This is a genomic window from Robiginitalea sp. SC105 (assembly GCF_014243345.1).
In the GTDB taxonomy this organism is placed as follows: domain Bacteria; phylum Bacteroidota; class Bacteroidia; order Flavobacteriales; family Flavobacteriaceae; genus Robiginitalea.
Window position 1 is genome coordinate 1,285,296 of sequence record NZ_JACLZF010000002.1, and the last position, 23,551, is coordinate 1,308,846.

Sequence of the window (23,551 nt, forward strand, 5' to 3'; positions counted from 1 at the left end):
TCTGGCCTTTAGCCTCTCAGGCGTTTTTTGCGGTTCGTTTCGTAATCTTCAAAAATCGTCTCCCCCAGTCCTTTCAGACCTGTGAAAAGGGCCTTTCCCTTGTTTGCCTCGGTAAAATGCCGGACAAACTGCATCAGGTAGGGGTCGCGGGCAATCATGAACGTGGTGATCGGGATATGCAGTTTACGCGCCTGGGCAGCCATGTTGTAACACTTCTCGACAATGAAATCGTCCAGGCCCACGCTATTCTTGTAATAGGTGCCGTCCTGCATCCTGAGGCAGGACGGTTTCCCGTCCGTAATCATAAAAATCTGTTTGTTGGTGTTGCGCTTCCGACGCAGCAGGTCCATGGCCAGCTGCAGTCCGGCCACCGTGTTGGTGTGGTAGGGCCCCACCTTGAGGTAGGGAAGTTCCCGCACACTGATGGGCCAGGCATCATTGCCGAATACCAGGATGTCCAGGGTGTCCTTCGGGTATCTGGTGGTTATCAGCTCTGCCAGCGCCATGGCTACTTTTTTGGCCGGGGTAATGCGGTCTTCCCCGTAAAGGATCATGCTGTGGCTGATATCGATCATTAGCACCGTGCTCATTTGCGCCTTAAAATGGGTGTCTTCCACCACCAGGTCGTCTTCATCGAGGCGGAAACTATCCATCCCGTGATTGATCTGGGCATTGCGAAGGCTTTCGGTCATCGAAATCTGCTCGAGTCTGTCCCCAAAGCGGTAGGATCGAAAATCCCCCGTATGCTCATCTCCGGGTCCGGCCTTACCGGTGCGGTGGTTGCCCCGCCCCCTTCTCCGGAGTTTCCCGAAAATCTGTTCCAGTGCGCGCTGGCGCAACATGCGTTCGAGCTTGGAGGTAATGGAAAGGGCCGGATCTCCGGGCTCCCCTTCCCCTTCTCCGTCCGGTCCGAACTTGGGTTCCTCGCGAATGAAACCCTTGGCCTTCAACTCCTCGATAAAGTCGTCAATGGTGTATTCCTCGTCGGTGAGGTCGTATTCCTTGTCCAGTTCCCGAAGCCAGTCGATGGCCTCATCCACGTCGCCCGAGGTATGGGTAATGAGTTCCTGGAAGATATCGAAGAGTTTCTCGAACGGGGTGAGTTCAGGTGCCTGGTAAGCGGTAAACCGGAATCCTTTTCTTGTATTCATAGCGCAACCCTAAATTAAGACAATTCGGGCAGTCGCGAGAACTATTTAAGAAATCTTAACGCCGTTCGCGGTGGCGACGGGCAAGAATCGCCTCGACATCCTGCAACCGGTACCCCTTGGCCTGCAGCAGGATCATCCAGTGGAACAACAGGTCGGAACTCTCCTCGAGGAACAGGCCGTCATCCGAACCCATGGCCTCGATTACGGTTTCCACGGCCTCCTCCCCTACTTTTTGTGCCACCTTGGCCACCCCTCGTTTCAGCAGGCCCGCCACATAGCTCGAATCATCTGAAGTGGGCGACGCGGCTTGTTGTTTTCTGCGGGCGATGATCGCTTCGAGTTCGGGTAGGAAGGATTCAGGAGCGGCATTCGTTTCACCCCAACAAGTATCCGATCCGGTATGGCATACTGGTCCGGTAGGCCGTGCCCTCACCAGGAGGGCGTCCCCGTCGCAATCAATCCGGACATCCACGAATTCCAGGAAGTTGCCGCTGGATTCGCCCTTGGTCCAGAGACGCTGCTTACTCCGGCTGTAAAAGGTAACCCGGCCACTGGAACGGGTTTCCTTAAGTGCCGCGTCATTCATATATCCCAGCATGAGCACCTTATGGGTGGTTGCATCCTGGATGATGGCGGGTACGAGCCCGCCTGCTTTGTCAAAATCGATAGAATCCATGAGTATTCGTTTAAATTCGCACAGGTATCCCCTGTTGCCTCAGGTAGGCTTTCAATTCGGGGATGGGGATCTCCCCGAAGTGGAAAACGCTGGCCGCCAGGGCAGCGTCGGCCTTCCCCTTGGTAAATGCATCGGCAAAATGCCCGGGCGACCCGGCCCCACCCGATGCGATGACCGGAACTTCCACCATTTCCGTCAGGGTCGCGAGCGCCTCATTGGCAAATCCGCCTTTGGTGCCATCGTGGTCCATGCTGGTAAACAGGATTTCCCCTGCCCCCCGGCTGACGACTTCCCGGGCCCAGCTGAACAATTCCAGGTCTGTGGGCACCTTGCCGCCCACCAGGTGGATTTTCCAGTGGCCCCCGACCCATTTGGCGTCAAGAGCTGCAACCACGCACTGGGACCCGAATTTGGCGGCCAGGGAATCGATGAGTTCCGGGGAACGCACAGCGGAAGAATTGACCGAAACCTTGTCGGCGCCGTTGTGGAGCAGGATATCCACGTCTTCCACGGAAGAGATGCCCCCACCCACCGTAAAAGGGATATCGATCCGCTCTGCCACCCGGCGGACCAGCTTTGCCAGGGTCTTGCGTTTTTCCTCTGTAGCCGAGATATCCAGGAAGACGAGCTCGTCCGCCCCTTCCCGGGCATACGCCTCGGCCAACTCCACAGGGTCCCCGGCATCCCTCAGGTCTACAAAGTTAATGCCCTTGACCGTGCGGCCGTCCTTTATATCGAGGCAGGGTATGATCCGTTTTGCTAGCATGGTCAGGTATTGTTTACAGTCAGGTCCACCCCGTCATAGAAGCCGAGGTCTTCGTTATTTCGGGCTTTCACCAGGTAGGCCACCTGTCCGGTGTGGTAGCTCAGGTGTTCGACGGCATGGATGACGAGCCCCATCCCGCTGAAGGTAAACCCCTGTACCCTGCGTTTTTTGAGCAGGGACCCGGAATCGGCCCTCCGTATCACCTCCCGTGCCTCCTGCACCGTGGCTGAAAACTGTTTCCAGACGATATCCCTGGACAACTCCCCCCCGGCCCCGAACTCCGCATCCCGATCCCGGTTGTCCGGGCTATCCCCCAGGCCGCTGATCACATATTGGCGGATGTTCCCCGAAAGGTGGAGCAACAGGTTTCCCATGGAGTTCAGGGAAGGGTTTTCCCGTTCCCAAAACCCCGAATCCGGGATCCGGCCCATGCAAATCCTCAGCATCCGCACCGATTCATCGATCCGGAACAGGCAATTTTCCTTGAAGTCCTCTGTCCATTCCACGTTAGCCTGCTTTGATGTAATCCTTCAATTCCTCCAGGCCAATGGCGCCTTCGTAGAGGGCCTTGCCGATGATGGCGCCTTCGCACCCCACCTGCCCCAGTTCCCGTAGGTCCTCCAAACTTCGAATTCCCCCGCTTGCAATCAACCGGAAACCGTTTCCCGTTTTGCGGGTTTCCCGCAACAGGTCCCCATAGAGTTCCGTGGAGGGGCCCTGCAACATCCCATCCCTGGAGATATCCGTGCAGATGACATATTCCACCCCTTTGGTAAGGTAGTCCTGTACAAAAGGGAGCAATTCCTGGTCGCTTCCCTGCTGCCATCCGGATACCGCAATTTTCCCGTCCCGGGCATCAGCGCCCAGGATGATGCGGTCCGGGCCGTATTTGGCAACCCAGCCCAGGAACCGGTCGGGTTCCTTGACCGCTATGCTGCCGCCGGTCACCTGCCGGGCGCCGCAATCAAAGGCAATCCGCAGGTCATCATCCGATTTCAGCCCGCCCCCGAAGTCAATTTGCAGGTTCGTACCCTGAGCGATGCGTTCCAGTACCCTGTAATTCACAATATGCGCCGACCGGGCCCCATCCAGGTCAACCAGGTGCAGATAGCGTATCCCGTGGTCCTCGAAAAGCTTTGCGGCCTCCAGGGGATCCTCGTGGTAAACCTTGCGGGTGGCATAATCCCCCTTGGTCAGGCGGACACACTTCCCGTCGATGATATCAATGGCTGGAATAATCCTCATGTTGGCATTTCTATAAAATTACGCAGCATCCGCGCGCCATCCGCCCCGCTTTTCTCCGGGTGGAACTGGACACCGAGAAAATTATCCCGGCCCAGGGCCGCACTGTATTCGAACCCGTAGTCGCTGCGCGCAATGGAATCCGGTGATACAGGTGCATAAAAACTGTGCACCAGGTAGATGTAGGTGGCTTCCGGGATCCCTTCGAACAAGGGCCCCCGAAGGTGGTGGATGCTGTTCCACCCGATCTGGGGCACCTTGAGGCCCCTGGGAAACCGTTTCACGTCCACCTCAAAAATACCCAGCCCGCGGGTATCCCCTTCCTCGGAGTACCGGCACATCAGCTGCATGCCAAGGCAAATCCCCAGCACGGGTTGACGGAGCTCGGGAACAACTTTGTCCAGGCCGCTCTGCACGAGTTTTGCCATGGCGCTGCCGGCCTCGCCCACCCCGGGGAAAATGACCCGGTCGGCACTGCGGATCCGCTCGGCATCCGAAGTGAGCTCAGCATGGTATCCCAGGCGCTCCAGGGCAAAGCGGATGCTCTGTATGTTCCCGGCCCCATAATCGATAATTGCAATGTCCATTTGGTTCCCTTGTTAAAGCATTCCCTTGGTCGTAGGCAGGATCATCCGCTCCGGGTCCCGTTTTACGGCCATCTTCACGGCTTTCGCGAAAGCTTTGAAGATCGCTTCGATTTTATGGTGTTCATTGGTGCCTTCTGCCTTGATGTTGAGGTTGGCGCGGGCACTGTCCGAGAAGGACTTAAAAAAATGCAGAAACATTTCCGTTGGCATATCCCCGATTTTCTCCCGGTGGAACTCCGCGTCCCAGACCAGCCAGTTCCGGCCGCCAAAGTCCAGGGCGACCTGGGCAAGGCAATCGTCCATCGGGAGGCAAAAACCATAGCGCTCAATGCCCAGTTTGTTGCCCAGGGCCTCCGATACGGCTGCCCCCAGGGCAATGGCGGTATCTTCAATGGTGTGGTGCTCATCTACTTCGAGGTCCCCTTCCACGCGTATTAACAGGTCCATTTGTCCGTGACGGGCAAGCTGGTCCAGCATGTGGTCAAAAAATTTAAGTCCGGTATGGATATCGCTTTTTCCGGTTCCATTGAGCCGCAGCCGTATCTCAATATCCGTTTCGGCCGTCTTCCGGGTGAGGGTTGCCTCGCGGGCCCCCAGCTTCAGGAATTCATAGATCCCCTCCCAGTGGGTCCCCTCCCAGGCTATAACCCTGGAAAGGCTTTCTGCCGAATCGCTTATTTCCGAGGCACCCAACTCAGGGTGTGCGTTCAGGAAAATCCCGCGGGCCCCAAGGTTTTCAGCGAGTTTCATATCGGTGAGCCGGTCGCCGATCACATAGCTGCCCTCCAAATCCCATTCCGGGGCCAGATAGTCCCGGAGCATGCCGGTTCCCGGTTTCCGGGTAGCCGCCCCCTCTTCCGGAAAAGTCCGGTCGATATGGATGGACCGGAAAATAATCCCCTCATTCTTCAGCACATCAACCATGAATTCCTGTACGGGCCAGAAGGTGTCCTCCGGATAGGATGCCGTCCCCAGTCCATCCTGGTTGGTAACCATTACCAGTTCATAGTCGGTTTCCCGGGCAATGGCCCCGAGGTACCGGAAGACGCCGGGCAGGAATTCGAGTTTCTCAAAGGCATCGATCTGTTCGTCCGCCGGTTCGCGGATCAGCGTCCCATCCCGGTCGATAAATAGTAGTTTCTTTTTCATTTGGCCGGAATTTTATCGGGCAGTGACGCCAGCACCCGGAGCAACCGCGTATTCTCCTCCGGTGTCCCTATGGTCAGGCGCAGCGTATTCTTACAGTTTAATTGCCCGGAACGGTTCCGGACAACAATCCCATTCTGGATTAATTGGGCGTACCGCTGGTCCGCATCGTCTACCCGCACCAAAAGGAAATTGGCGTCAGACGGAAAAATCTCCTTTACGAAGGATATCTCCTCAAGGGATTCGGAAAGCAGGCGGCGTTCCTGGTTGAGCTGGGCTACCTGCCGGCGGATGCGCCCTGGATCCGTCAGGTTTTCAAGGGCAAAGCGCTGGGTCAGTTCATTGACATTATACGGGGGCTTCACGCGTTTGAGGTAGTCAATCACCTTCGGGTTTGCGATGCAGATCCCCAGCCGGATCCCTGCCATGCCCAGGGCTTTCGAAAATGTCTGGGTCAGCACCAGGTTCGGATAGGTAGCCATCAGGGGTGCGTACCCCGGGTGGTCCGAAAAGTCGATGTAGGCCTCGTCAATGACCACGAGCCCCGGAAACGCCTCCAGTAGGGAAACCACGCTTTCCTGATCCAGGGAATTGCCCGTAGGGTTATTCGGGGAGCAGAGAAACAGGAGTTTGGTATGCTTCCCGCTTTGTGCAAGGATGGCTGGCACATCGGGCTGAAACCCCGGTCCCAGGGGTACCTGTATATTCCGGACCCCATTGATGTCCGCCAGCACCCCATACATGCCATAGGTGGGTGGCAAGGTAATGACGGCATCCGTTCCGGGCTCGCAAAATACGCGGAACAACAGGTCCAGCACCTCGTCGCTCCCGTTTCCCAAGAGCAGGTGGTCCTCAGGGACCTGTCGGAACTCGGCAATGCGCTTCTTCAGCCTTCGCTGGTGCGGGTCCGGATAACGGTTGACCCCGGTATCGAAAGGATTTTCATTGGCATCCAGAAAGGACATACCCCCGGTCTCCCCCGTATATTCATCCCGGGCGGAAGAATAAGGCTTCAGTTCACGTACCAAAGGCCGCACGAGTTCATCAATGGTATGCCGCCTAGTCATCTCCCCCGTTTTTATTTCCTTTTTTCGCTTTGAGGTCCTCCAGGCGGATGGATACCGCCCTGGCGTGGGCGTGCAGCCCCTCGGCTGTGGCCATGGTCGCGATGGCCGGACCGATTTCCCGGATCCCTGTACTGCTCAGGCGCTGGTAGGTGATGCTCTTGGTGTAGCTGTCGAGGTTGACCCCGCTGTACTGTCGTGCAAATCCGTTCGTAGGGAGGGTATGGTTGGTCCCGGAAGCGTAATCCCCGGCACTTTCCGGGGTGTAATTGCCCAAAAACACGGAGCCCGCATTGCGGATTTCAGCCAGCAGAAAGGCTTCTTCCCGGTGGCAGACAATCAAATGTTCCGGGGCGTAGGCATTGATCATATCGGCGAGTTCCCGGACCGAGCCCAGCAGCACAATTTTGCTGTTGCCAAGGGCGTCCGCTGCGATTTCCCTCCGGGGCAGTTCCCGCAATTGCTTCCTCAATTCCTCCCGTACAGCGCCAGGAAGTTCGGCATCGTCCGTAAGCAACAGGACCTGGCTGTCCCGCCCGTGCTCCGCCTGGCTCAGTAAATCGGAAGCCACATAGGCGGGTTTTGCCGAGCTGTCCGCAACCACGAGGACTTCACTGGGACCGGCCGGCATGTCGATCGCAACGCCTTCTTTGACAGCTCGTTGCTTGGCCTGGGTAACGTATTGGTTGCCGGGTCCGAATATTTTATAGACTGAAGGGATTTCCCGGGTCCCGTAGGTCATGGCGGCAATGGCCTGGATACCGCCCACCCGGCAAATTGTATGTACCCCGCAAATACCCGCCGCATAACAGATGGCCGGATGGAGCGCACCCTGGGCATCCGGGGGGGAACAAAGGACAATTTCCCGGCAGCCCGCCAGCGCAGCAGGGATGGCGAGCATCAGCACCGTGGAAAATAAGGGCGCAGTCCCCCCGGGAATGTAAATGCCTACTTTTTCAATGGGCTTTTTTTCCTGCCAGCAGGTTACCCCGGGGCGGGTTTCCACCCGGACCACACCGGTGCGTTGGGCCTCGTGGAACTTTCGGATGTTGTCGTAGGCCAGGTCTATTGCGGCCTTCAGGTCAGCGGGAACCTCTGCCGCCAGCCTGTCGGCCTCCTCCTTTGGAAGCACCAGGCTTTCAGGGGACACCCCGTCGAACCTTTCGGTAAATTGCCGTACTGCCGGATCCCCGGATTCCCTGACAGCGGTAAAGACTTCGTCCACGATTGCCTCCAGCGACATCGCAGATGCCGTTGGCCGTTGCAGCAATTCCTTCCAGCGGGAAGGTTCCGGATAAGGGATCAATTGCATCATTTCCATTTCTTAAAGGACCATTTTCTCTATCGGACACACCAGGATACCTTCTGCACCGGCTTTTTTCACCTTGTCCAGTACTTCCCAGAAGTGCTCCCTGTTGATCACCGTGTGGACGGAACTCCAGCCTTCCTCCGCCAGGGGGAGGACGGTTGGGCTGCGCATCCCGGGCAGCAGGGCGATTATCTCCTCCAGCTTTTCATTCGGGGCGTTCATCAGCACGTATTTGTTCTGCCTGGCCTTGAGCACGGATTGGATCCGGAAGCGAAGTCGTTCCAGGATGGCCTCCTGGGCCGGGCCTATTTTTGGTGATACCGCAAGGACCGCCTCGCTCTGCAAGAAGACCTCCACCTCCTTCAGGTTGTTTTTGAACAGGGTACTGCCGCTGGATACGATATCGCAAATAGCATCGGCCAGCCCGATGTTCGGGGCGATTTCCACCGAACCGTTGATGATGTGCAGCTCTGCTTCAACCCCCGCCTTGTCGAGGAAGTGCCGGACGGTATTCGGGTAGGAAGTCGCAATTCGTTTCCCCTTTAAATCGGCCATGCTGCTATAGCGTTCCGACTTGGGAAGCGCAAGGGAAACCCGGCATTTAGAAAATCCCAGTCGTGCGCTCACCCCTATGTCCGACCCTTTTTCAAAGAGGACATTCTCCCCGATGATGGCGATATCCACCACCCCGTCCCTGAGGTACTGTGGGATGTCCCCGTTCCGCAGGTAGAGCACCTCCATCGGGAAATCCCGGGCATCTGCCTTCAGTTGGTCGCGGCCATTGTCGATGGAGATACCACAATCCTTTAGGATCCGGAGGGAGTCCTCGTTCAGCCTGCCGCTTTTCTGGATGGCGATCTTTATTTTATCCATAGGTTTTGCAAAAATAGTTACCAGTTGTGGTTAAATAAAAAAACCCGCTTGATTGCTCAAACGGGTCAGAATATGTGGTTTACGACACAACATATACCGCTACCTCGCCTGAGCGCAGGAGCCGATATGATGATGTGTGTTGGATTTCTTCATTACGACGGTAAAAGTAAGCCAAACTTTTTAAAGATAAAAACCGGGCATTTAATTATTGCCGAGGATTATCGGAAGCCCGTTTTCCCCGGATCCGACCACCACCACTTTGGCGTTGGGGGATTCCGCAAGCTTCAACGTGGCTTCTATCCCTTTGTCCGTAAGGATTTTATCCGTCAGCGAAGCGCTGAGTATGCGGTTTGCATCGGCCTTACCCTGTGCTTCGATCCGCTGGCGCTGCGCTTCTTTGTCGGCGCTGATCAGCCGGAATTCATACTCCAGTGACTGCTGTTCCTGTTTCAGTTTCCGTTCGATGGCCTCCTTGATAGTTTCAGGGAGGGTGACATCGCGGACCAGCACTTCGTTGAGCTGGATATACTGGTCATCCACGATTTTCTGGGTTTCCAAGAAGATCTCCTGCTGGATCGCATCCCGTTTGCTGGAATAGAGTTGCTCCGGGGTATACCTGCCCACCACCGACCGGGCAGCGGAACGGATGGCCGGAAGGAGGATGCGCTCCTTGTATTCCTCCCCCTTTTCCTGGTGGAGTTTCCCGAGCTCGTTTGCCCTGGGCTGGAACCAGGCCGAAGCATCGAGCTGTATGTCCAGGCCGTTGCTGGAAAGCACCTTCATCTTCTCGAAAACTTCCTGTTGCCGCACTTCATAGATGAATACTTTGTTCCAGGGCGCCACCAGGTGGAATCCCTCCCCCAGCGGGGGTTCATCGGTTACCACCCCGTCCCCGAAGGTCCGGTACAGCACCCCGGCTTCACCGGAGCCGATCGTGATGGCCGATTTGGAAATTAATATGATGAGTAAAATAACTGTGATGATTGCCGGTAAGGCAATTTTGGGTAATCTGTCCATAGTTGTATTTAATTATAGCAATCCATTATATTTTCGAATAAACCACTCCGCTGCGAGGCAAAGGGCAATGCCAAAAAGCAACCAGTGGTAATCTATTAAAGATACGACATTCCTTCGGCTTTTCTGCACCGGCCGGAAGCGGTCGGAATTGAGGAGGCTGTCCCGCAACGCTCCCGTGGTTCCGGGGAAATACAGGGTGCCGCCGGACTGTCCGGCCAGCTGCCCGAGTTTGCGGGCATCACTGGAAAGCTGCTGGCTTTCCAGGTCAAATGCCAGGAGGCTGAACGCCCCGGATTCGCTGAAGCCGGAATCCCCGGCACGTACCGTAAACTGGTAGGTCCCGGGGGGGAGTCCTGTCACATCGGCTTCAAAATAATCGGTTCGCAGGGCCATGGGCCGCGGTTCCAATGCCCGGCCCGTGCTGTCCGCCAGTTGCAGGACCAGCCGGGCATCCGGATCAAACACAAAGGATTCGTCGTAATACCGGGCCCGGATGAGGGCGTTTCCGCTGTCTTCGTAAAGGGGCTGGTATTCCAGGCTCAGGCGTTTGCTGCTGCCCCCGGCTGTCAGGAAGAGAAGGGTCTTGGCCATAAAGGCATCGAAGCCTTCAAAATTCCCTGCTTCTCGATAGGCAGCCATCCGCCATTTCCAGATCCCGCTTCCCATAAACAGGATCTCCCGACGGGAACCTTTGATATAGGCGAGTAATGGCTCCTGCATATCGATTCCGCGGACGCGTTGGCCCAACAGGGTCTGGTTGTCGGCTGCAATGAGGAGGTTCCCCAACCGGCCCTCCAGGGGTGGATATTCCGAGACATCCCAATCCGAAAGGTCAAAAAAATCGAAGGCGGCATTTCGCAGGGGCAACATTTCGTCATAGGGCCCCATTTCCTCCAGTTCGTAGCTGTTTTGGGCAGTATTCAGGAAGCCCCAGTCGGTCAGGGGGCCGGCCAGGGTGATCTGGGGGATATCCCTCTGTCTGAGGGCTTCATAGAGTTTTTTGAACCGGGTGTCCGGCTGAAACAACACCAATAAGTCTGCTTCATCCAGCTGGTCCTGGGCTTCTTCCGGGCTGACCAGGGCCACTTCGCGTTGTTCATTTTTCAAAATGCTGCGCCGCAGGGCCCCGATATCCGGGTGGTTCCTGGTAAATACCAGCAGAATCCGGGTTCGCTCGTCCACTACCTCCAACCCGGCCAGCCGACGGTTATTGGCTGTATTGCGTTCTGATGGGAGGGGCGCTACAGTGGCTTCCAACCTGTGGAACCCAACAGAACCGGCCTGCAGTAAAATTTCGAGCTGTCGGGTGGAATTTCCAGGTTCGAGTGTCAGGGTTTCCCTGTGTACGCGGCGGCCATTGTCGCTCAGGGTGAGAATTGCGGATACCGGTTCCCGGCCCGAGTAGGAAAGCAATATTTCAACCGGGAACTGGTTGTCGAGGAAGGCAAAGCGGTTTACGTTGAGCTGATCCACACGGACATCCCGATACCGCGTGGTATCCCCGACAACGACGGGGTAAACGGCTGCACTTCTTTCCCGGGCATGCAGGTAACTGCGGCCCGAATTCTCATTGCCATCCGTCACCAGCACAATAGAGGCATTTTCAGTGGACAGTGTATTGTCCAACCGGTCCAGGGCGGCACTGATGTCCGTGCGATTAGCTGAAAAATCAAGGCTGTCCGATAAGGAAAGTTCCCCGCCAAAGGTGTAAACATCCCTGTCGAACCGGGTTTCGAATTCCGGACCCAATCCAAAGGCAGTGCGGATATCCCTGACTTGCTGGCGGGCATCCTCTTTGATGGAAGCGCTGTTGTCCAACAGGAGTACCAGCCGGTGTTTTTCCAGGTAGGTGCGTGTTTCGGTTACCCTGGGATTAATCAATAGGAGTAGCATCCCCATCAGCGCAAGGAAGCGGAGGGCTGCCAGCAGTACCCGGAACCGGACCTGCTTTGGCTTGAAAAAATACTGAAACCAAACCAGTCCAAGACTCAGGATGGCACAGAGCACAATCCATAATACCGGGTGGTCGGGCATTTAGTCTTTCTTCTCTTTTAATTCATTTTCAGGTGCCGGTCGACACGCTTGTCTACCAGCAGTACGAGCAGCCCGCAAAGGAGGACCACCCCTGTATAACCCAGAATCATAATTCGGTACTTTTGCAGTTCATTCAAAATACCTTCCTCTGAGGGCCCGGGCATTTCCTGCCGGGGTCCAGAAGCAAAATGTCAGGTAAGCATACCGCCGTCCACGTGCAATACCTGACCCGTCACATAGGCCGACAAGTCGGAGGCGAGATACAGGCAGGCATTGGCCACATCCTCCGGGGTACCTCCCCGTTTAAGCGGAATGGCATCCCGCCAGCCCTGGACGGTTTTCTCATCCAGTTTCCCGGTCATTTCCGTTTCGATAAAGCCGGGGGCAATCGCATTGCAGCGGATGTTGCGGGAGCCGAGCTCCAAGGCGATGCTCTTGGTGAAACCAATCATCCCGGCCTTGGAGGCCGCGTAGTTCGCCTGTCCGGCATTCCCCTTGACCCCCACCACGCTGCTCATATTGATGATGGATCCGCTGCGCTGTTTCAGGAATGTGCGCTGGATTGCCTTGGTCATATTGAATACCGACTTCAGGTTGATGTCTATCACCTTGTCGAAGTCCTCTTCCGTCATCCGCATCAATAGGTTATCCTTGGTAATCCCGGCATTGTTCACCAGGATATCCACCCCGCCGAAATCTTCAAGAACACTGTTTACAAGGCTTTCGGCGGCTTCAAAGCTCGAGGCATCACTCTTGTAGGCCTTTGCTTTTACGCCCATGGCCTTGAGTTTCTTTTCCAACTCCAGGGCCGGCCCGTCGCTGCTGCTGTAGGTAAAGGCCACATCGGCACCTTCCCTGGCGAAGACTTCTGCGATCCCGCTGCCGATTCCGCGGCTGGCCCCGGTAATAATTGCTTTTTTTCCTTCTAGGATTTTCATGGATACTGGTTTAGGATGGCTTTTATTCAAAGATAACGGGTTTGAGCCAAGCCGCCATAAAAAATCCCGCGCAGAGGCGGGACTTTATCAATCTCTTAACGGTTTCAGGAGAGGACCTCCGATACCTTTTCGCCAATTTTGGCCGGGGAATCCACCACGTGGATCCCGCATTCCCGCATGATGCGCTTTTTGGCCTGGGCCGTATCGTCGCTTCCCCCGACAATCGCACCGGCATGCCCCATGGTCCTTCCGGCGGGGGCTGTTTCGCCGGCAATAAAACCGACTACCGGCTTTTTGCTGCCACTCTCCTTATACCAGCGGGCTGCCTCGGCCTCCAGTTGGCCACCGATCTCCCCGATCATCACCACGCATTCGGTTTCCGGGTCGTTGACGAGCAGTTCCACCGCTTCCTTTGTGGTGGTCCCGATAATAGGGTCCCCCCCGATACCGATGGCTGTGGTGATTCCCAGGCCCTGCCGGACTACCTGGTCGGCAGCCTCATAGGTGAGGGTTCCGGATTTGGAAACTATGCCCACATTCCCTTTTTTAAATACAAAACCCGGCATGATTCCCACCTTGGCTTCCCCCGGGGTAATGACACCCGGGCAATTGGGGCCGATCAGCCGGCTCCCCCTGTCCTTTACATAGCTGTGGGCCTTGATCATATCGGCGACCGGGATCCCCTCTGTAATGGTAATGATTACCCCGATTCCCGCACTGGCGGCCTCCATGATGGCATCAGCGGCAAATGCAGGCGGCACAAAGATGATGGTGGTATCTGCCCCGGTTTGTTTGACGGCGTCCTCAACGGTGTTGAAAACCGGTTTGCCCAAATGCTCCTGGCCGCCCTTGCCCGGGGTAACCCCCCCGACGACATTCGTGCCGTATTCGATCATTTGTTCCGCGTGGAAAGTTCCCTCGCTGCCGGTAAAACCCTGAACTATAATTTTGGAATCTTTGTTAACTAGAACGCTCATTTATCCGTTTTTTGGTTTGTACAAAAATAGGCCTTACCCGCCGATCGGGCCATAGAAATGCTATTGTTTTTTGAGTTTCACGGCCAGGGCGGGGATCTGTCTCAGGGCGGCGAGTTGTTTCAGCCGCTCCCGAGCTTCTTCCGCCGGGCTTCCAAAATAGGTCTTGCCGCCCTCCAGGGATTTGGAGATTCCTGTCTGTGCAAGCACCACAGCGCCTTTTCCGATGCGGATCGCACTGGTTACACCCACCTGGCCCCAGAGGGTCACCTCGTCTTCAATCACCACACAACCCGCGATCCCAGTCTGTGAGGCAATCAGGCAGCGACTGCCGATAACCGTGTCGTGGCCCACATGGACCTGGTTGTCCAGCTTGCTGCCGGAGCCCACACGGGTATCCCCGGTGACGCCGCGGTCTATGGTGCATAAAGCCCCGAGTTCCACGTCGTCCTCCAGCACGGCCCGCCCCCCGGAAAGCAACCGGTCAAAGCCCTCGGGCCGTTTTTTGTAATAAAAGGCATCCGAACCGACCACCGTACCCGATTGCACCACGACCCGGTCCCCGAGGACGCAGTAATCCCCGATGGTTACGTTCGGGTGGATGATGCAGTCCCGGCCAATTTGCACATGCGCACCGATCCTGACGTTTGGCCCGATATGCGAGCCTTCGCCTATGGTCGCCGTTTCCGCAATGGCCTCGCCAAACCCTGAAAAGGGCCTGAAATGGCTGGTGAGCCGGTTAAAATCCCTGAAAGGATCTTCAGAGATCAGCAGGGCCTTTCCCTCCGGACAGTCCACTTCCTTGTTGATCAAAACCGTGGTGGCTGCCGATTTAAGCGCCTTGTCATAGTATTTCGGATGGTCCACAAACACGATGTCCCCGGGCTCCACCACGTGTATTTCGTTCATCCCGGTCACCGGGAATTCCTCAGGCCCCACAAAACCGATGCCGAGGATGTCGGCTATTTCACGAAGGGTATGCTTCCTGGGGAATTTCATCTGCTGCTTTATTTATTCTTTCGCGCGTTCCATATACGCGGCATTGGAAGTATCAATCTTGATCTTGTCCCCTTCGTTGATAAAAAGCGGGACATTGATACGGGCGCCGGTTTCCACTACGGCCACCTTGGTGGCGTTGGTGGCGGTATTCCCCTTGATCCCGGGCTCCGCCTCGGTCACTTCCAGTACCACGCTGGCCGGCATATCCACGGAAAGGGGCATGCTGTCCTCGGTATTGAACATGATGGTGACCACCTCCCCTTCCTTCAAAAGGTCCGGGGTATCCAGGGCGCTTTCCTGAAGGGCGATCTGGTTGTAGTCGTCCGTGTTCATGAAGTGGTAGGTCTGCCCGTCCGCATAGAGGAACTGGTAGGAGCGGGTTTCCACGCGCACGTCATCGATCTTGTGACCTGCCGAAAAGGTGTTGTCAAGGACCTTGCCCGTGGTGATGCTCTTGAGCTTGGTACGGACAAAAGCAGGTCCCTTCCCCGGTTTTACGTGCAGGAATTCAGTGATTTTATAGATATCGTTGTTGTACCGGATACAGAGCCCTTTCCGGATATCAGATGTACTTGCCATAAATCAATTGTTGCTAAAATAACCTTTCATAATGCCCCGTTGCGAATCCCGGATAAACTGGAGGATCTCGTCTCGTTCGGGGGTTGCTTCCACTTCGGCCTCGATGATCTGTACGGCCTGGGAATTGTTGTAGTTGCGCTGGTAAAGGATGCGGTAGATATTCTGGATTTCCCGGATCTTTTCTGCCGTAAAGCCCCGGCGCCGCAGGCCTACGGAATTGATCCCCACATAGGACATCGGTTCCCGGGCACCCTTGACATAGGGCGGTACGTCCTTGCGGACAAGCGACCCCCCGGTGACAAAGGCGTGGGTGCCGATGGAAACAAACTGGTGGACTGCCACCAGGCCCGCCAGCACCACGTACTCCCCGATGGTCACATGTCCGGCCAGGGTAGAGTTGTTGGAAAAGATGCAATTGTTCCCCACGATGCAGTCATGGGCAATATGGCAGTAGGCCATGATCAGGCAGTTCTTGCCGATGACCGTTTTCATCCGGTCGGTCGTCCCCTTGTTGATGGTGGCGCATTCCCGGATGGTGACATTGTTCCCGATCTCGACTGTGGTCTCTTCCCCATTGTACTTCAGGTCCTGAGGGGGGGCCGAGATAACGGCTCCCGGGAAAATATTGCAGTTCTTGCCAATGCGGGCCCCTTCCATGATGGTCACGTTCGACCCGATCCAGGAACCCTCCCCGATCGTTACATTGTTATGGATGGTCGCAAAGGGCTCAATAACCACATTTTTGGCAATCTTGGCACCCGGGTGCACATAGGCCAGCGGTTGATTCATACTAGTCGTTTTTGGTTTTTACGATCTGGGCCATCAGTTCCGCCTCGGAAACCAGTTTCCCGTTCGCATAGGCGTAAGCGGACATATGGCAGATGCCGCGACGAATCGGCGACATCAGATCGCATTTGAAAATAAGTGTATCCCCTGGAACCACCTGTTGCTTGAATTTTACATTGTCAATCTTCATGAAATAGGTCAGGTAGTTCTCCGGATCGGGAACGGTACTCAATACCAGGATCCCGCCGGTCTGGGCCATGGCTTCCACCTGGAGGACGCCGGGCATAACCGGGGCGCCGGGGAAGTGCCCCACAAAAAACGGTTCGTTCATGGTGACGTTCTTGACCCCCACCACATGGGTGTCCGACAGTTCCAGGATCTTATCCACCAGCAGGAAGGGTGGCCGGTGCGGCAGCATCTTCATGATCTGGGTGATATCCATCAGGGGTGTCTGGTGCAGGTCGTATTTGGGAACCTTGTTCCGCTTCTCCATCTTAATGGTCTTGGAAAGTTTTTTGGCAAACTGGGTGTTCACATAGTGGCCCGGCTTGTTTGCAATTACCTTTCCTTTGATCCGGGTCCCGATCAGGGCCAGGTCGCCGATCACGTCCAGCAGTTTATGCCGGGCCGCCTCGTTCGGATGGTGCAGGGTCAGGTTGTCCAAAATCCCATTGGGCTTTACGGACAGTTTCTTTTTCTTGAAGGCCTTTTCCAACTTTTTCATGGTATCCCCGGAAATCTCCTTATCCACGTAAACGATGGCATTGTTCAGGTCCCCGCCTTTGATCAGGCCGTTTTCCAATAACATTTCCAATTCGTGCAGGAAGCTGAAGGTACGCGCGTTGGCAATCTCCGATTTGAAATCGGACAGGTGTTCCAGGGTGGCATTTTGGGTCCCCAGTACCTTGGTGCCGAAATCCACCATGGTGGTTACCTGGTATTCGTCCGAGGGGATGACCGTGATTTCGCTCCCGGTGGCCTCATCCCGATAGGAAACCACATCCGTGATTTCGTAGACCTCCCGTTCGGCATCCTGCTCGACGATCCCTGCATTTTCGAGGGCCTCGACGAAATATTTGGAGGAACCATCCATAATCGGGGGTTCCGGGGCATCCAGCTCTATCAGGACATTGTCGATATCAAGGCCTACCAGGGCCGCCAGCACGTGTTCGGAGGTCTGGATTTTCACCCCTCGTTTCTCCAGGTTGGTGCCGCGCTGGGTATTGATCACATAGTTGGCATCCGCCTCGATAATCGGTTCCCCCTCCAGATCGACACGCTTAAAGGCAAAACCATGGTTCTCGGGGGCAGGAACAAACTTCATGGTAACCTGCTCGCCGGTATGCAGGCCTACGCCCTGCAGGGTTACCTCCTTGGCAATGGTTCTTTGCTTGGTCATATAGCTAATTACCGTTTTTCTTTTCAAGCGACTCTACCCGGTTTACCAACCTGGGAAGGTTCTTAAAATGGACGTATGATTTATTGAAGTCCCCGTAATTGAGGGCTGGGGAACCCTGCAGCACTTCATCATCCCGGACATTGCGGCCAATGCCGGACTGCGCCTGTATCTTGACCCGGTCACCTATCAGGATGTGGCCCACGATGCCCACCTGGCCGCCGATCATGCAATGCTTGCCGATCTTCGTAGATCCGGCCACGCCCGTTTGTGCAGCGATTACGGTATGTTCGCCGATTTCCACATTGTGAGCAATCTGAATCTGGTTGTCGAGTTTGACCCCCCGCCTCAGAATGGTCGAACCCAGGGTGGCCCGGTCGATGGTGGTGCCAGCACCAATATCCACGTGGTCCTCCAGGATAACGTTCCCGGTTTGCGGGATCTTGGAGTAGACCCCTTCGTCATCGGGGGCAAACCCGAATCCGTCGGCGCCGATGATGGCGCCGCTGTGTACCACGCAGTCGCGGCCAATTTGAGTTTCGGAATAGATTTTGGCGCCGGCAAACACAATGGTGTTGTCGCCAATGACCACATTGTCCCCGATATAGGCGTTCGGGTAAATCTTCACATTGTCCCCCAGCCGGACATTGTTTCCCACATAACAGAATGCGCCGAGGTAGCAATCCTTCCCATATACGGCCGAATCGGCAATATGGACCGGGCTTTCAATACCGGTCTTGGTACTTTTGACCTGGTCGTAATACGCCAGGAGTTTTGAAAAGGACTTATAGGCATCCTCCACCTTGATCAGGGTGGTGGAAAGTGACTGCTCAGGCACAAAGTCCTTATTGACAATGATAATGGAGGCCTCAGTGCTGTAGATATAGGGGGTATACTTGGGATTGGCCAGGAAAGTCAGTGAACCAGCCTCGCCTTCCTCAATTTTTGACAACTTGTGAACGGCAATTTCGGGGTTGCCCTCAATTTCGCCTTCAAGGATGCCTGCAATCTGACTGGCCGTAAATTCCAAGTGTGCTGCGTGCTAATTGATTTCAGTGGAGACAAAAGTAAGAAAAATTAGTATACGCCTTTCTTGGGGTAGCAGATATAGTGCTTCACCACATCGGCCGAGAGGGCCTGCAGATTGAGTTGGTCCGAGGTGCTTGCCACGTCGCGGATTTTACCATTGTCCCTCAGGATATTGATATTCTGCCTTTCCTGGTTGTAGGCCCTGTTGGAAATGGCGCCGGAAAAGACAAAGTAGGAGGCTTCCTCCGGGCTCATCCCCCACTCCTGGCAAATCCTGTCGAGCCTGCTCTCCAGGCGATCCCGGGAAATGGGTTTCTGCTTGATCTTGATGGCTGGCAGCCGCCGGTCCAGCAGCATTCCGCAAAGCCGTGACAATACGGCGTCCGGGTCCAGTTGCCACTCCTTGAGGGCCGAGAGGATATCCACATCGTCCAGCCGTGCAAACCACTTCAGGGACTCTTCCGGGTCCGGGGCTGCAGTTCCGTCCCGCCCCAGGAAGAAGGAAAGGTTCCGGCCGCAATTTTCAAGGTCTCCGGACTGGTAACGCTCTTTTGCACGCCGGATGACACGGACAAGGACCTGTTCGGCAGCCAAGCCGGTCTTGTGCAAATAGACCTGCCAGTACATAAAGCGGCGCGCCATCAGGAATTTTTCCACGGAGTAAATCCCCTTCTCCTCCACGGCCAGTTTCCCTTCGAAAACGGTCAGCATGGTGATCAGCCGTTCCGAATTGATATTGCCTTCTGCCACCCCTGTGTAAAAACTGTCCCGTTTCAGGTAATCCAGGCGATCCATATCCAGCTGACTGGAAACCAATTCGTTGAGGAAGCCTTTTTTATAGGTGCCTTTGAAGATTTCGATCGCCACGTCCAGCTGTCCGCCGAATTCCCTGTTGAGCTGCTGCATAAAGCGCAGGGAAAGCGCCTCGTGGGATTGACCGGGCACCAGTTCGTGCTCCAGGGCGTGAGAAAAGGGGCCATGCCCCATATCGTGGAGGAGGATGGCGCACAACAGGCCGTTTTCCTCTTCATCGTCTATGTCAAAACCCTTGCGCCTCAGGAGCTGTATGGCGTATTGCATCAGGTGCATGGCTCCCAACGCATGGTGGAAGCGGGTATGGTGGGCCCCCGGATAGACCAGGTAGCTCATCCCCATCTGGGAGATGCGGCGCAGGCGCTGAAAATACGGGTGCGCAATTAAATCAAACAGCAGCCTGTTCGGTATGCTTATAAATCCGTAAATTGGATCGTTGAAAATCTTGAGCTTGGGAACGTGTTTCAACGCGGATTGCTTTAGGTGGATCAAAGGTAGCCAATTGCCTCCAGATTCACATCCCGCAGCGGGTTCTACAGCATCCGAGCCCAGAATCCTCTCATTAAAACCGGCGCATGAAAAACTTTACCATCCTGTGGGTAGATGACGAAATTGACCTCCTGAAATCCCACCTGCTTTTCCTGGAGGAGCGCAATTACAAGGTGGTGACCTGCAATAGCGGGCAGGATGCCCTGGAGGCCATCGGGCAAGAATCCTTTGATATCGTATTCCTGGACGAAAACATGCCCGGGCTTTCCGGGCTCGAAACCCTTACGGAAATCAAACAGCGCAATGCGTCCCTCCCCGTGGTGATGATCACCAAAAACGAAGAGGAATCCCTTATGGAGGACGCCATCGGTTCCAAGATTGCCGATTACCTGATCAAACCGGTAAACCCGAACCAGATCCTGTTATCCCTCAAAAAAAACCTGGACCACAGCCGCCTGGTATCCGAAAAGACCACAGCCGGGTACCAGCAGGAATTCCGTAAAATTGCCATGGACCTCTCCATGATCAATTCGTGGGAAGGTTGGACGGAACTATATAAAAAACTGATTTACTGGGAATTGCAGCTTGAATCCATCGAAGACAGCGGCATGTTCGAGATCCTCGAATCCCAGAAAGCAGAAGCCAACCAGCAATTCGGCAAATTTATCGAAAAAGAATACCCGGGATGGTTTTCCGGGGGCGACGCGCCAGTCCTATCCCACACGCTTTTCAACCAGCGCATTGCCCCCATACTCCGGGAGGGTCCTACCCTGCTGGTGGTGATCGATAACCTCCGGTACGACCAGTGGTTTGCCTTCGAAGACGCCCTGGCTCCCTATTATAAAAAGGAATCCGAAGAGGCTTACTGCAGCATCCTTCCTACGGCCACCCAATACGCGCGCAATGCCATCTTTTCGGGGATGATGCCCCTGGAGATGGAGCGGAAATTCCCGGATTGGTGGAAGAACGATACGGATACGGGCGGGAAGAACCTGCACGAGGCAGACTTCCTGGGGGCGCAGCTCAAAAGGCTCGGGCTCCACCTGAAATGGGAGTACCACAAGATCAGCAGCCTCAAGCAGGGGAAACAGCTGGTGCAGCAGTTCAAGTCTTTTAAGGACCTTGACCTGGTTGCCGTCGTATATAATTTTGTGGACATGCTCTCCCACGCCCGGACAGAGATGGAAGTCATCAAGGAACTGGCCTCGGACGACAAAGCCTACCGCTCCCTAACCCTCAGCTGGTTCCGGAACAGCCCGCTGCTGGCGCTTATACAGGAGGCACAGTTGCTCGGGTTCCGCATGATTATCACCACAGACCATGGAACCATCAATGTCAAACAGGCCTCCCGGGTTATCGGCGATAAGGAAACGAGCCTGAACCTGCGGTATAAAACGGGAAGGAGCCTTACCTATGAGGAGAAGGACGTGCTGGCCTGCAGGAAACCGGCAGAACTGCACCTCCCCACCATCAACATGAGCAGTTCTTACATCTTTGCCAAAAACGACCTGTTTTTTGCCTACCCCAACAACTACAATCATTACGTAAGCTATTACCGCAACACCTACCAGCACGGGGGCGTATCCCTGGAAGAAATGGTGGTGCCGTTTGTGGTGCTGCGGCCAAAGTGATGTCCGCGACCGAGGTGATGCCTGCAACATGGCCACCTTAAGCGGTCACCAAGCCCAGGACTCTTAGTGTTGCGGGTGGAAACGATTGCCTTTCAGATAACTGCCATCCAGTATTTCCATAACATGGTCATGGGCACCGATGCAAATGGAGAAATTGACTTCAAGTACAAAGTCATCCTTATAGAAGTAGGTCTTTCTGCTGCGGTCATATCCAATTTGTGCCTCGTAATCTTTGAGCTGCTCTATCAGATAATAAACAGTTCGTTCGCTGATCCCAAGTCGGAAGGCTACTTCAGAAGGAGAACCTGTACATTCCATTTTAATCAGGTTGTGAAGCCTTTGAAGCCGTTCGATATGCTTTATGTTTTTCATAGAAGGAGGTTGTAAGATTATGATTGATTCTATGAGGGACCGATTGAAATAAAGATATAGAATAAATTCTATAGTTTAAAATATATTCTATTTATTTATATTTTTTATTCTATTACAGAGTATATTTTCTTATTTCGTGAAGATAGCGTATATTAGTGCAAAGCAATCGCAGCATTATGATCAAAACTATCGACCGGCTCATCCAGTTTATACAGCATATCGGGTTGAGTGCCCGGCAATTCGATCTTTCTATAGGTGCCAGCAACGGCTATACCCTCAGAATGAAAAAAAATAATGCTTCCGTGGGAAGTGATGTCATTGAAACCATTTTGCGGACTTACCCGGATCTCAATGTGGTCTGGCTACTAACAGGGGAGGGTGCGATGCTCAAATCACAGCAGGCAGATGAGATCCTGGACTTTGACCAGCTTCCGCCAAAGAAAAAGGCAATCATCGAGCGCATCATAGAGGAAAAAATTAAGGAGCGGCAACACCAGGAGCTTCGTAACCTGGTCAAAGAAGTCGCAAAGGAAATGGGGAGGGATTAGGATTACCCTAGGATAGTGTGAAATTCTTTAATTGGAGCCATTACTCAACAGCCTGATATTTCTCTCCATGATTTGTCGCAATTGATTTCGATAATTCAAAACTCTGACATAATTTCTTATTGTAGTGCCTAAACAAACAATCATTATAAGAGTTATGCAGGTCATTGGTAGAACAATTAAATTCCCACCCTCTTCAACAACTGAACTTACAGAGAAGATATCCCAAAATTGATATGAATATAGTGCAATAGGAGACATCAATGACCACCTCCACCAATGCATACTTGATATAAACCATAAAGATAGAAGTGAAATCATAGCTAATTTTTGGCCGGAATACCATATAAGTGATTGAATATCCCTGAAACCAAAAGTAGGCAAGTTAAATCCTGCGAATTCCAACGAACTTGATCTTGGAAATAAATCATATATCAAGTAAAGTGATCCAATTGCCAGAATTAAGAATCCAGTTATTAAATCAGAGCATAAAAAATTCTCTTTGATATGTCTTTCTTCTCTTTTTATCAATTCCGCCTTTTGGTCGGATATTTGAATTAAATGATAGACTTTGCATGTGAAATTCTTTAAACTCTTTTTAGAATTTGAATTAATTATCTCATTCGATTTCGAAATAAATAATCTGAAATTCCCACTTAACAATTCTTTAATTACAACATTTAATTCAACCTTAAATATTGATCTACGATAGTTAGAAATTAACCTTCGATCAATTATTATTAAAACAGAAAGAAGGATTATCGCAGGTATAATAGTTTCTTTAGAAAGTACAAATGAAACTAGCCTGACATCCTGATAAAAGTAAAATAGGAAACTACCAAAATTCAAAGCGATTATTGGCAAAATGAAAAACCTCCACTTTTGATAAGTACAAATGAAGAAAAGTGAGTTGAGAAGGAGTGGACAAAAAGAATTTAGTAAAAGCCAAATATATTTTTGATTATTAGAGAAACCATGAAAATACCGACTTTCAAAAAAAGTTAAGTAATCTTGGGTGGGACTAAAAAATAAATGAGTGAATATTACAAAAGGTGAGATTGTAATAACTATTGCTAAAGTCAATTCTAACCAGAGTTGATGACGATTCATACTTAGTTAATTGAATAGGCTCTAC

Annotated in this window: 24 protein-coding genes; 2 read left to right on the forward strand and 22 right to left on the reverse strand. The window is 53.7% G+C overall.

From position 1 onward, the window contains the following. Window positions 1-8: 8 nt before the first annotated feature. The 20 genes from H7F20_RS14725 to H7F20_RS14820 all read right to left on the reverse strand — a co-directional run bounded on the left by H7F20_RS14725 (window position 9) and on the right by H7F20_RS14820 (window position 19,847). Window positions 9-1,151 carry a VWA domain-containing protein gene (locus tag H7F20_RS14725; RefSeq protein WP_185786924.1) on the reverse strand — a complete coding sequence of 381 codons (1,143 nt, stop codon included), beginning with the start codon at window positions 1,149-1,151 and terminating at the stop codon, window positions 9-11. A 55-nt stretch (window positions 1,152-1,206) separates the two neighbouring features. Next, entirely contained in the window at window positions 1,207-1,827 is a 621-nt protein-coding gene (hisIE, locus tag H7F20_RS14730) for a bifunctional phosphoribosyl-AMP cyclohydrolase/phosphoribosyl-ATP diphosphatase HisIE (RefSeq protein ID WP_185786925.1), read from the reverse strand. Window positions 1,828-1,837: 10 nt separating this feature from the next. Beyond that, complete coding sequence (hisF, locus tag H7F20_RS14735; protein ID WP_185786926.1) at window positions 1,838-2,593, reverse strand: imidazole glycerol phosphate synthase subunit HisF; 756 nt, start codon at window positions 2,591-2,593, stop codon at window positions 1,838-1,840. Between the two features lie 2 nt (window positions 2,594-2,595). Next, the gene (locus H7F20_RS14740) at window positions 2,596-3,099 is read right to left on the reverse strand and encodes a DinB family protein (RefSeq protein ID WP_370588516.1); all 504 of its coding nucleotides are present in this window, start codon (window positions 3,097-3,099) and stop codon (window positions 2,596-2,598) included. 1 nt (window position 3,100) lies between these two features. Further along, window positions 3,101-3,838, reverse strand: a complete 738-nt coding sequence (hisA, locus tag H7F20_RS14745; RefSeq protein WP_185786927.1) for a 1-(5-phosphoribosyl)-5-[(5-phosphoribosylamino)methylideneamino]imidazole-4-carboxamide isomerase — start codon at window positions 3,836-3,838, stop codon at window positions 3,101-3,103. After that, window positions 3,835-4,422, reverse strand: coding sequence for an imidazole glycerol phosphate synthase subunit HisH (gene hisH, locus H7F20_RS14750; RefSeq protein WP_185786928.1), 588 nt, complete (start codon window positions 4,420-4,422; stop codon window positions 3,835-3,837). The genes hisA and hisH overlap by 4 nt, the downstream gene beginning before the upstream one ends. Window positions 4,423-4,434: 12 nt before the next feature. Beyond that, on the reverse strand, window positions 4,435-5,571 hold the full coding sequence (hisB, locus tag H7F20_RS14755) for a bifunctional histidinol-phosphatase/imidazoleglycerol-phosphate dehydratase HisB (protein WP_185786929.1): 1,137 nt from the start codon (window positions 5,569-5,571) through the stop codon (window positions 4,435-4,437). Beyond that, window positions 5,568-6,635 carry a histidinol-phosphate transaminase gene (gene hisC, locus H7F20_RS14760; RefSeq protein ID WP_185786930.1) on the reverse strand — a complete coding sequence of 356 codons (1,068 nt, stop codon included), beginning with the start codon at window positions 6,633-6,635 and terminating at the stop codon, window positions 5,568-5,570. The genes hisB and hisC overlap by 4 nt, the downstream gene beginning before the upstream one ends. Continuing rightward, window positions 6,628-7,944 carry a histidinol dehydrogenase gene (hisD, locus tag H7F20_RS14765; protein WP_185787182.1) on the reverse strand — a complete coding sequence of 439 codons (1,317 nt, stop codon included), beginning with the start codon at window positions 7,942-7,944 and terminating at the stop codon, window positions 6,628-6,630. Before hisD ends, hisC begins: the two co-directional genes overlap by 8 nt. A gap of 12 nt (window positions 7,945-7,956) precedes the next feature. After that, the gene (gene hisG / locus H7F20_RS14770; RefSeq protein WP_185786931.1) at window positions 7,957-8,814 is read right to left on the reverse strand and encodes an ATP phosphoribosyltransferase; all 858 of its coding nucleotides are present in this window, start codon (window positions 8,812-8,814) and stop codon (window positions 7,957-7,959) included. 201 nt (window positions 8,815-9,015) lie between these two features. Then, window positions 9,016-9,831, reverse strand: a complete 816-nt coding sequence (locus tag H7F20_RS14775) for a prohibitin family protein (protein ID WP_185786932.1) — start codon at window positions 9,829-9,831, stop codon at window positions 9,016-9,018. Between the two features lie 12 nt (window positions 9,832-9,843). Next, window positions 9,844-11,865, reverse strand: coding sequence for a VWA domain-containing protein (locus H7F20_RS14780; protein ID WP_185786933.1), 2,022 nt, complete (start codon window positions 11,863-11,865; stop codon window positions 9,844-9,846). A 191-nt stretch (window positions 11,866-12,056) separates the two neighbouring features. Continuing rightward, entirely contained in the window at window positions 12,057-12,803 is a 747-nt protein-coding gene (gene fabG, locus H7F20_RS14785; protein ID WP_185786934.1) for a 3-oxoacyl-[acyl-carrier-protein] reductase, read from the reverse strand. 104 nt (window positions 12,804-12,907) lie between these two features. Continuing rightward, a complete protein-coding gene (gene sucD / locus H7F20_RS14790) occupies window positions 12,908-13,780 on the reverse strand; it encodes a succinate--CoA ligase subunit alpha (RefSeq protein WP_185786935.1) in 873 nt (290 codons plus the stop codon). Between the two features lie 60 nt (window positions 13,781-13,840). Next, window positions 13,841-14,776, reverse strand: a complete 936-nt coding sequence (locus H7F20_RS14795; protein ID WP_185786936.1) for a UDP-3-O-(3-hydroxymyristoyl)glucosamine N-acyltransferase — start codon at window positions 14,774-14,776, stop codon at window positions 13,841-13,843. Window positions 14,777-14,788: 12 nt separating this feature from the next. Further along, a complete protein-coding gene (efp, locus tag H7F20_RS14800) occupies window positions 14,789-15,355 on the reverse strand; it encodes an elongation factor P (RefSeq protein ID WP_185786937.1) in 567 nt (188 codons plus the stop codon). Window positions 15,356-15,358: 3 nt separating this feature from the next. Then, window positions 15,359-16,144: an acyl-ACP--UDP-N-acetylglucosamine O-acyltransferase gene (lpxA, locus tag H7F20_RS14805; protein ID WP_185786938.1), complete on the reverse strand. Its 786-nt coding sequence runs from the start codon at window positions 16,142-16,144 to the stop codon at window positions 15,359-15,361. Window position 16,145: 1 nt separating this feature from the next. Then, window positions 16,146-17,540, reverse strand: coding sequence for a bifunctional UDP-3-O-[3-hydroxymyristoyl] N-acetylglucosamine deacetylase/3-hydroxyacyl-ACP dehydratase (locus H7F20_RS14810; protein ID WP_185786939.1), 1,395 nt, complete (start codon window positions 17,538-17,540; stop codon window positions 16,146-16,148). Window positions 17,541-17,544: 4 nt separating this feature from the next. After that, a complete protein-coding gene (gene lpxD, locus H7F20_RS14815; RefSeq protein ID WP_185786940.1) occupies window positions 17,545-18,567 on the reverse strand; it encodes a UDP-3-O-(3-hydroxymyristoyl)glucosamine N-acyltransferase in 1,023 nt (340 codons plus the stop codon). Window positions 18,568-18,614: 47 nt separating this feature from the next. Continuing rightward, window positions 18,615-19,847: an HD domain-containing protein gene (locus H7F20_RS14820; RefSeq protein ID WP_185786941.1), complete on the reverse strand. Its 1,233-nt coding sequence runs from the start codon at window positions 19,845-19,847 to the stop codon at window positions 18,615-18,617. 107 nt (window positions 19,848-19,954) lie between these two features. On the opposite strand from H7F20_RS14820, the gene H7F20_RS14825 reads away from it, so the two are divergent. Then, window positions 19,955-21,499, forward strand: coding sequence for a response regulator (locus tag H7F20_RS14825; protein WP_185786942.1), 1,545 nt, complete (start codon window positions 19,955-19,957; stop codon window positions 21,497-21,499). 63 nt (window positions 21,500-21,562) lie between these two features. Here the strand turns inward: H7F20_RS14825 and H7F20_RS14830 are convergent, their stop codons facing one another. Beyond that, the gene (locus H7F20_RS14830) at window positions 21,563-21,871 is read right to left on the reverse strand and encodes a DNA-binding protein (protein WP_185786943.1); all 309 of its coding nucleotides are present in this window, start codon (window positions 21,869-21,871) and stop codon (window positions 21,563-21,565) included. A 176-nt stretch (window positions 21,872-22,047) separates the two neighbouring features. Here H7F20_RS14830 and H7F20_RS14835 point away from each other — a divergent pair, with 176 nt between their 5' ends. After that, the gene (locus H7F20_RS14835) at window positions 22,048-22,419 is read left to right on the forward strand and encodes a hypothetical protein (protein WP_185786944.1); all 372 of its coding nucleotides are present in this window, start codon (window positions 22,048-22,050) and stop codon (window positions 22,417-22,419) included. A gap of 27 nt (window positions 22,420-22,446) precedes the next feature. On the opposite strand, the gene H7F20_RS14840 is transcribed toward H7F20_RS14835, so the two are convergent. Next, complete coding sequence (locus H7F20_RS14840) at window positions 22,447-23,526, reverse strand: hypothetical protein (RefSeq protein WP_185786945.1); 1,080 nt, start codon at window positions 23,524-23,526, stop codon at window positions 22,447-22,449. Between the last annotated feature and the right edge of the window lie 25 nt (window positions 23,527-23,551).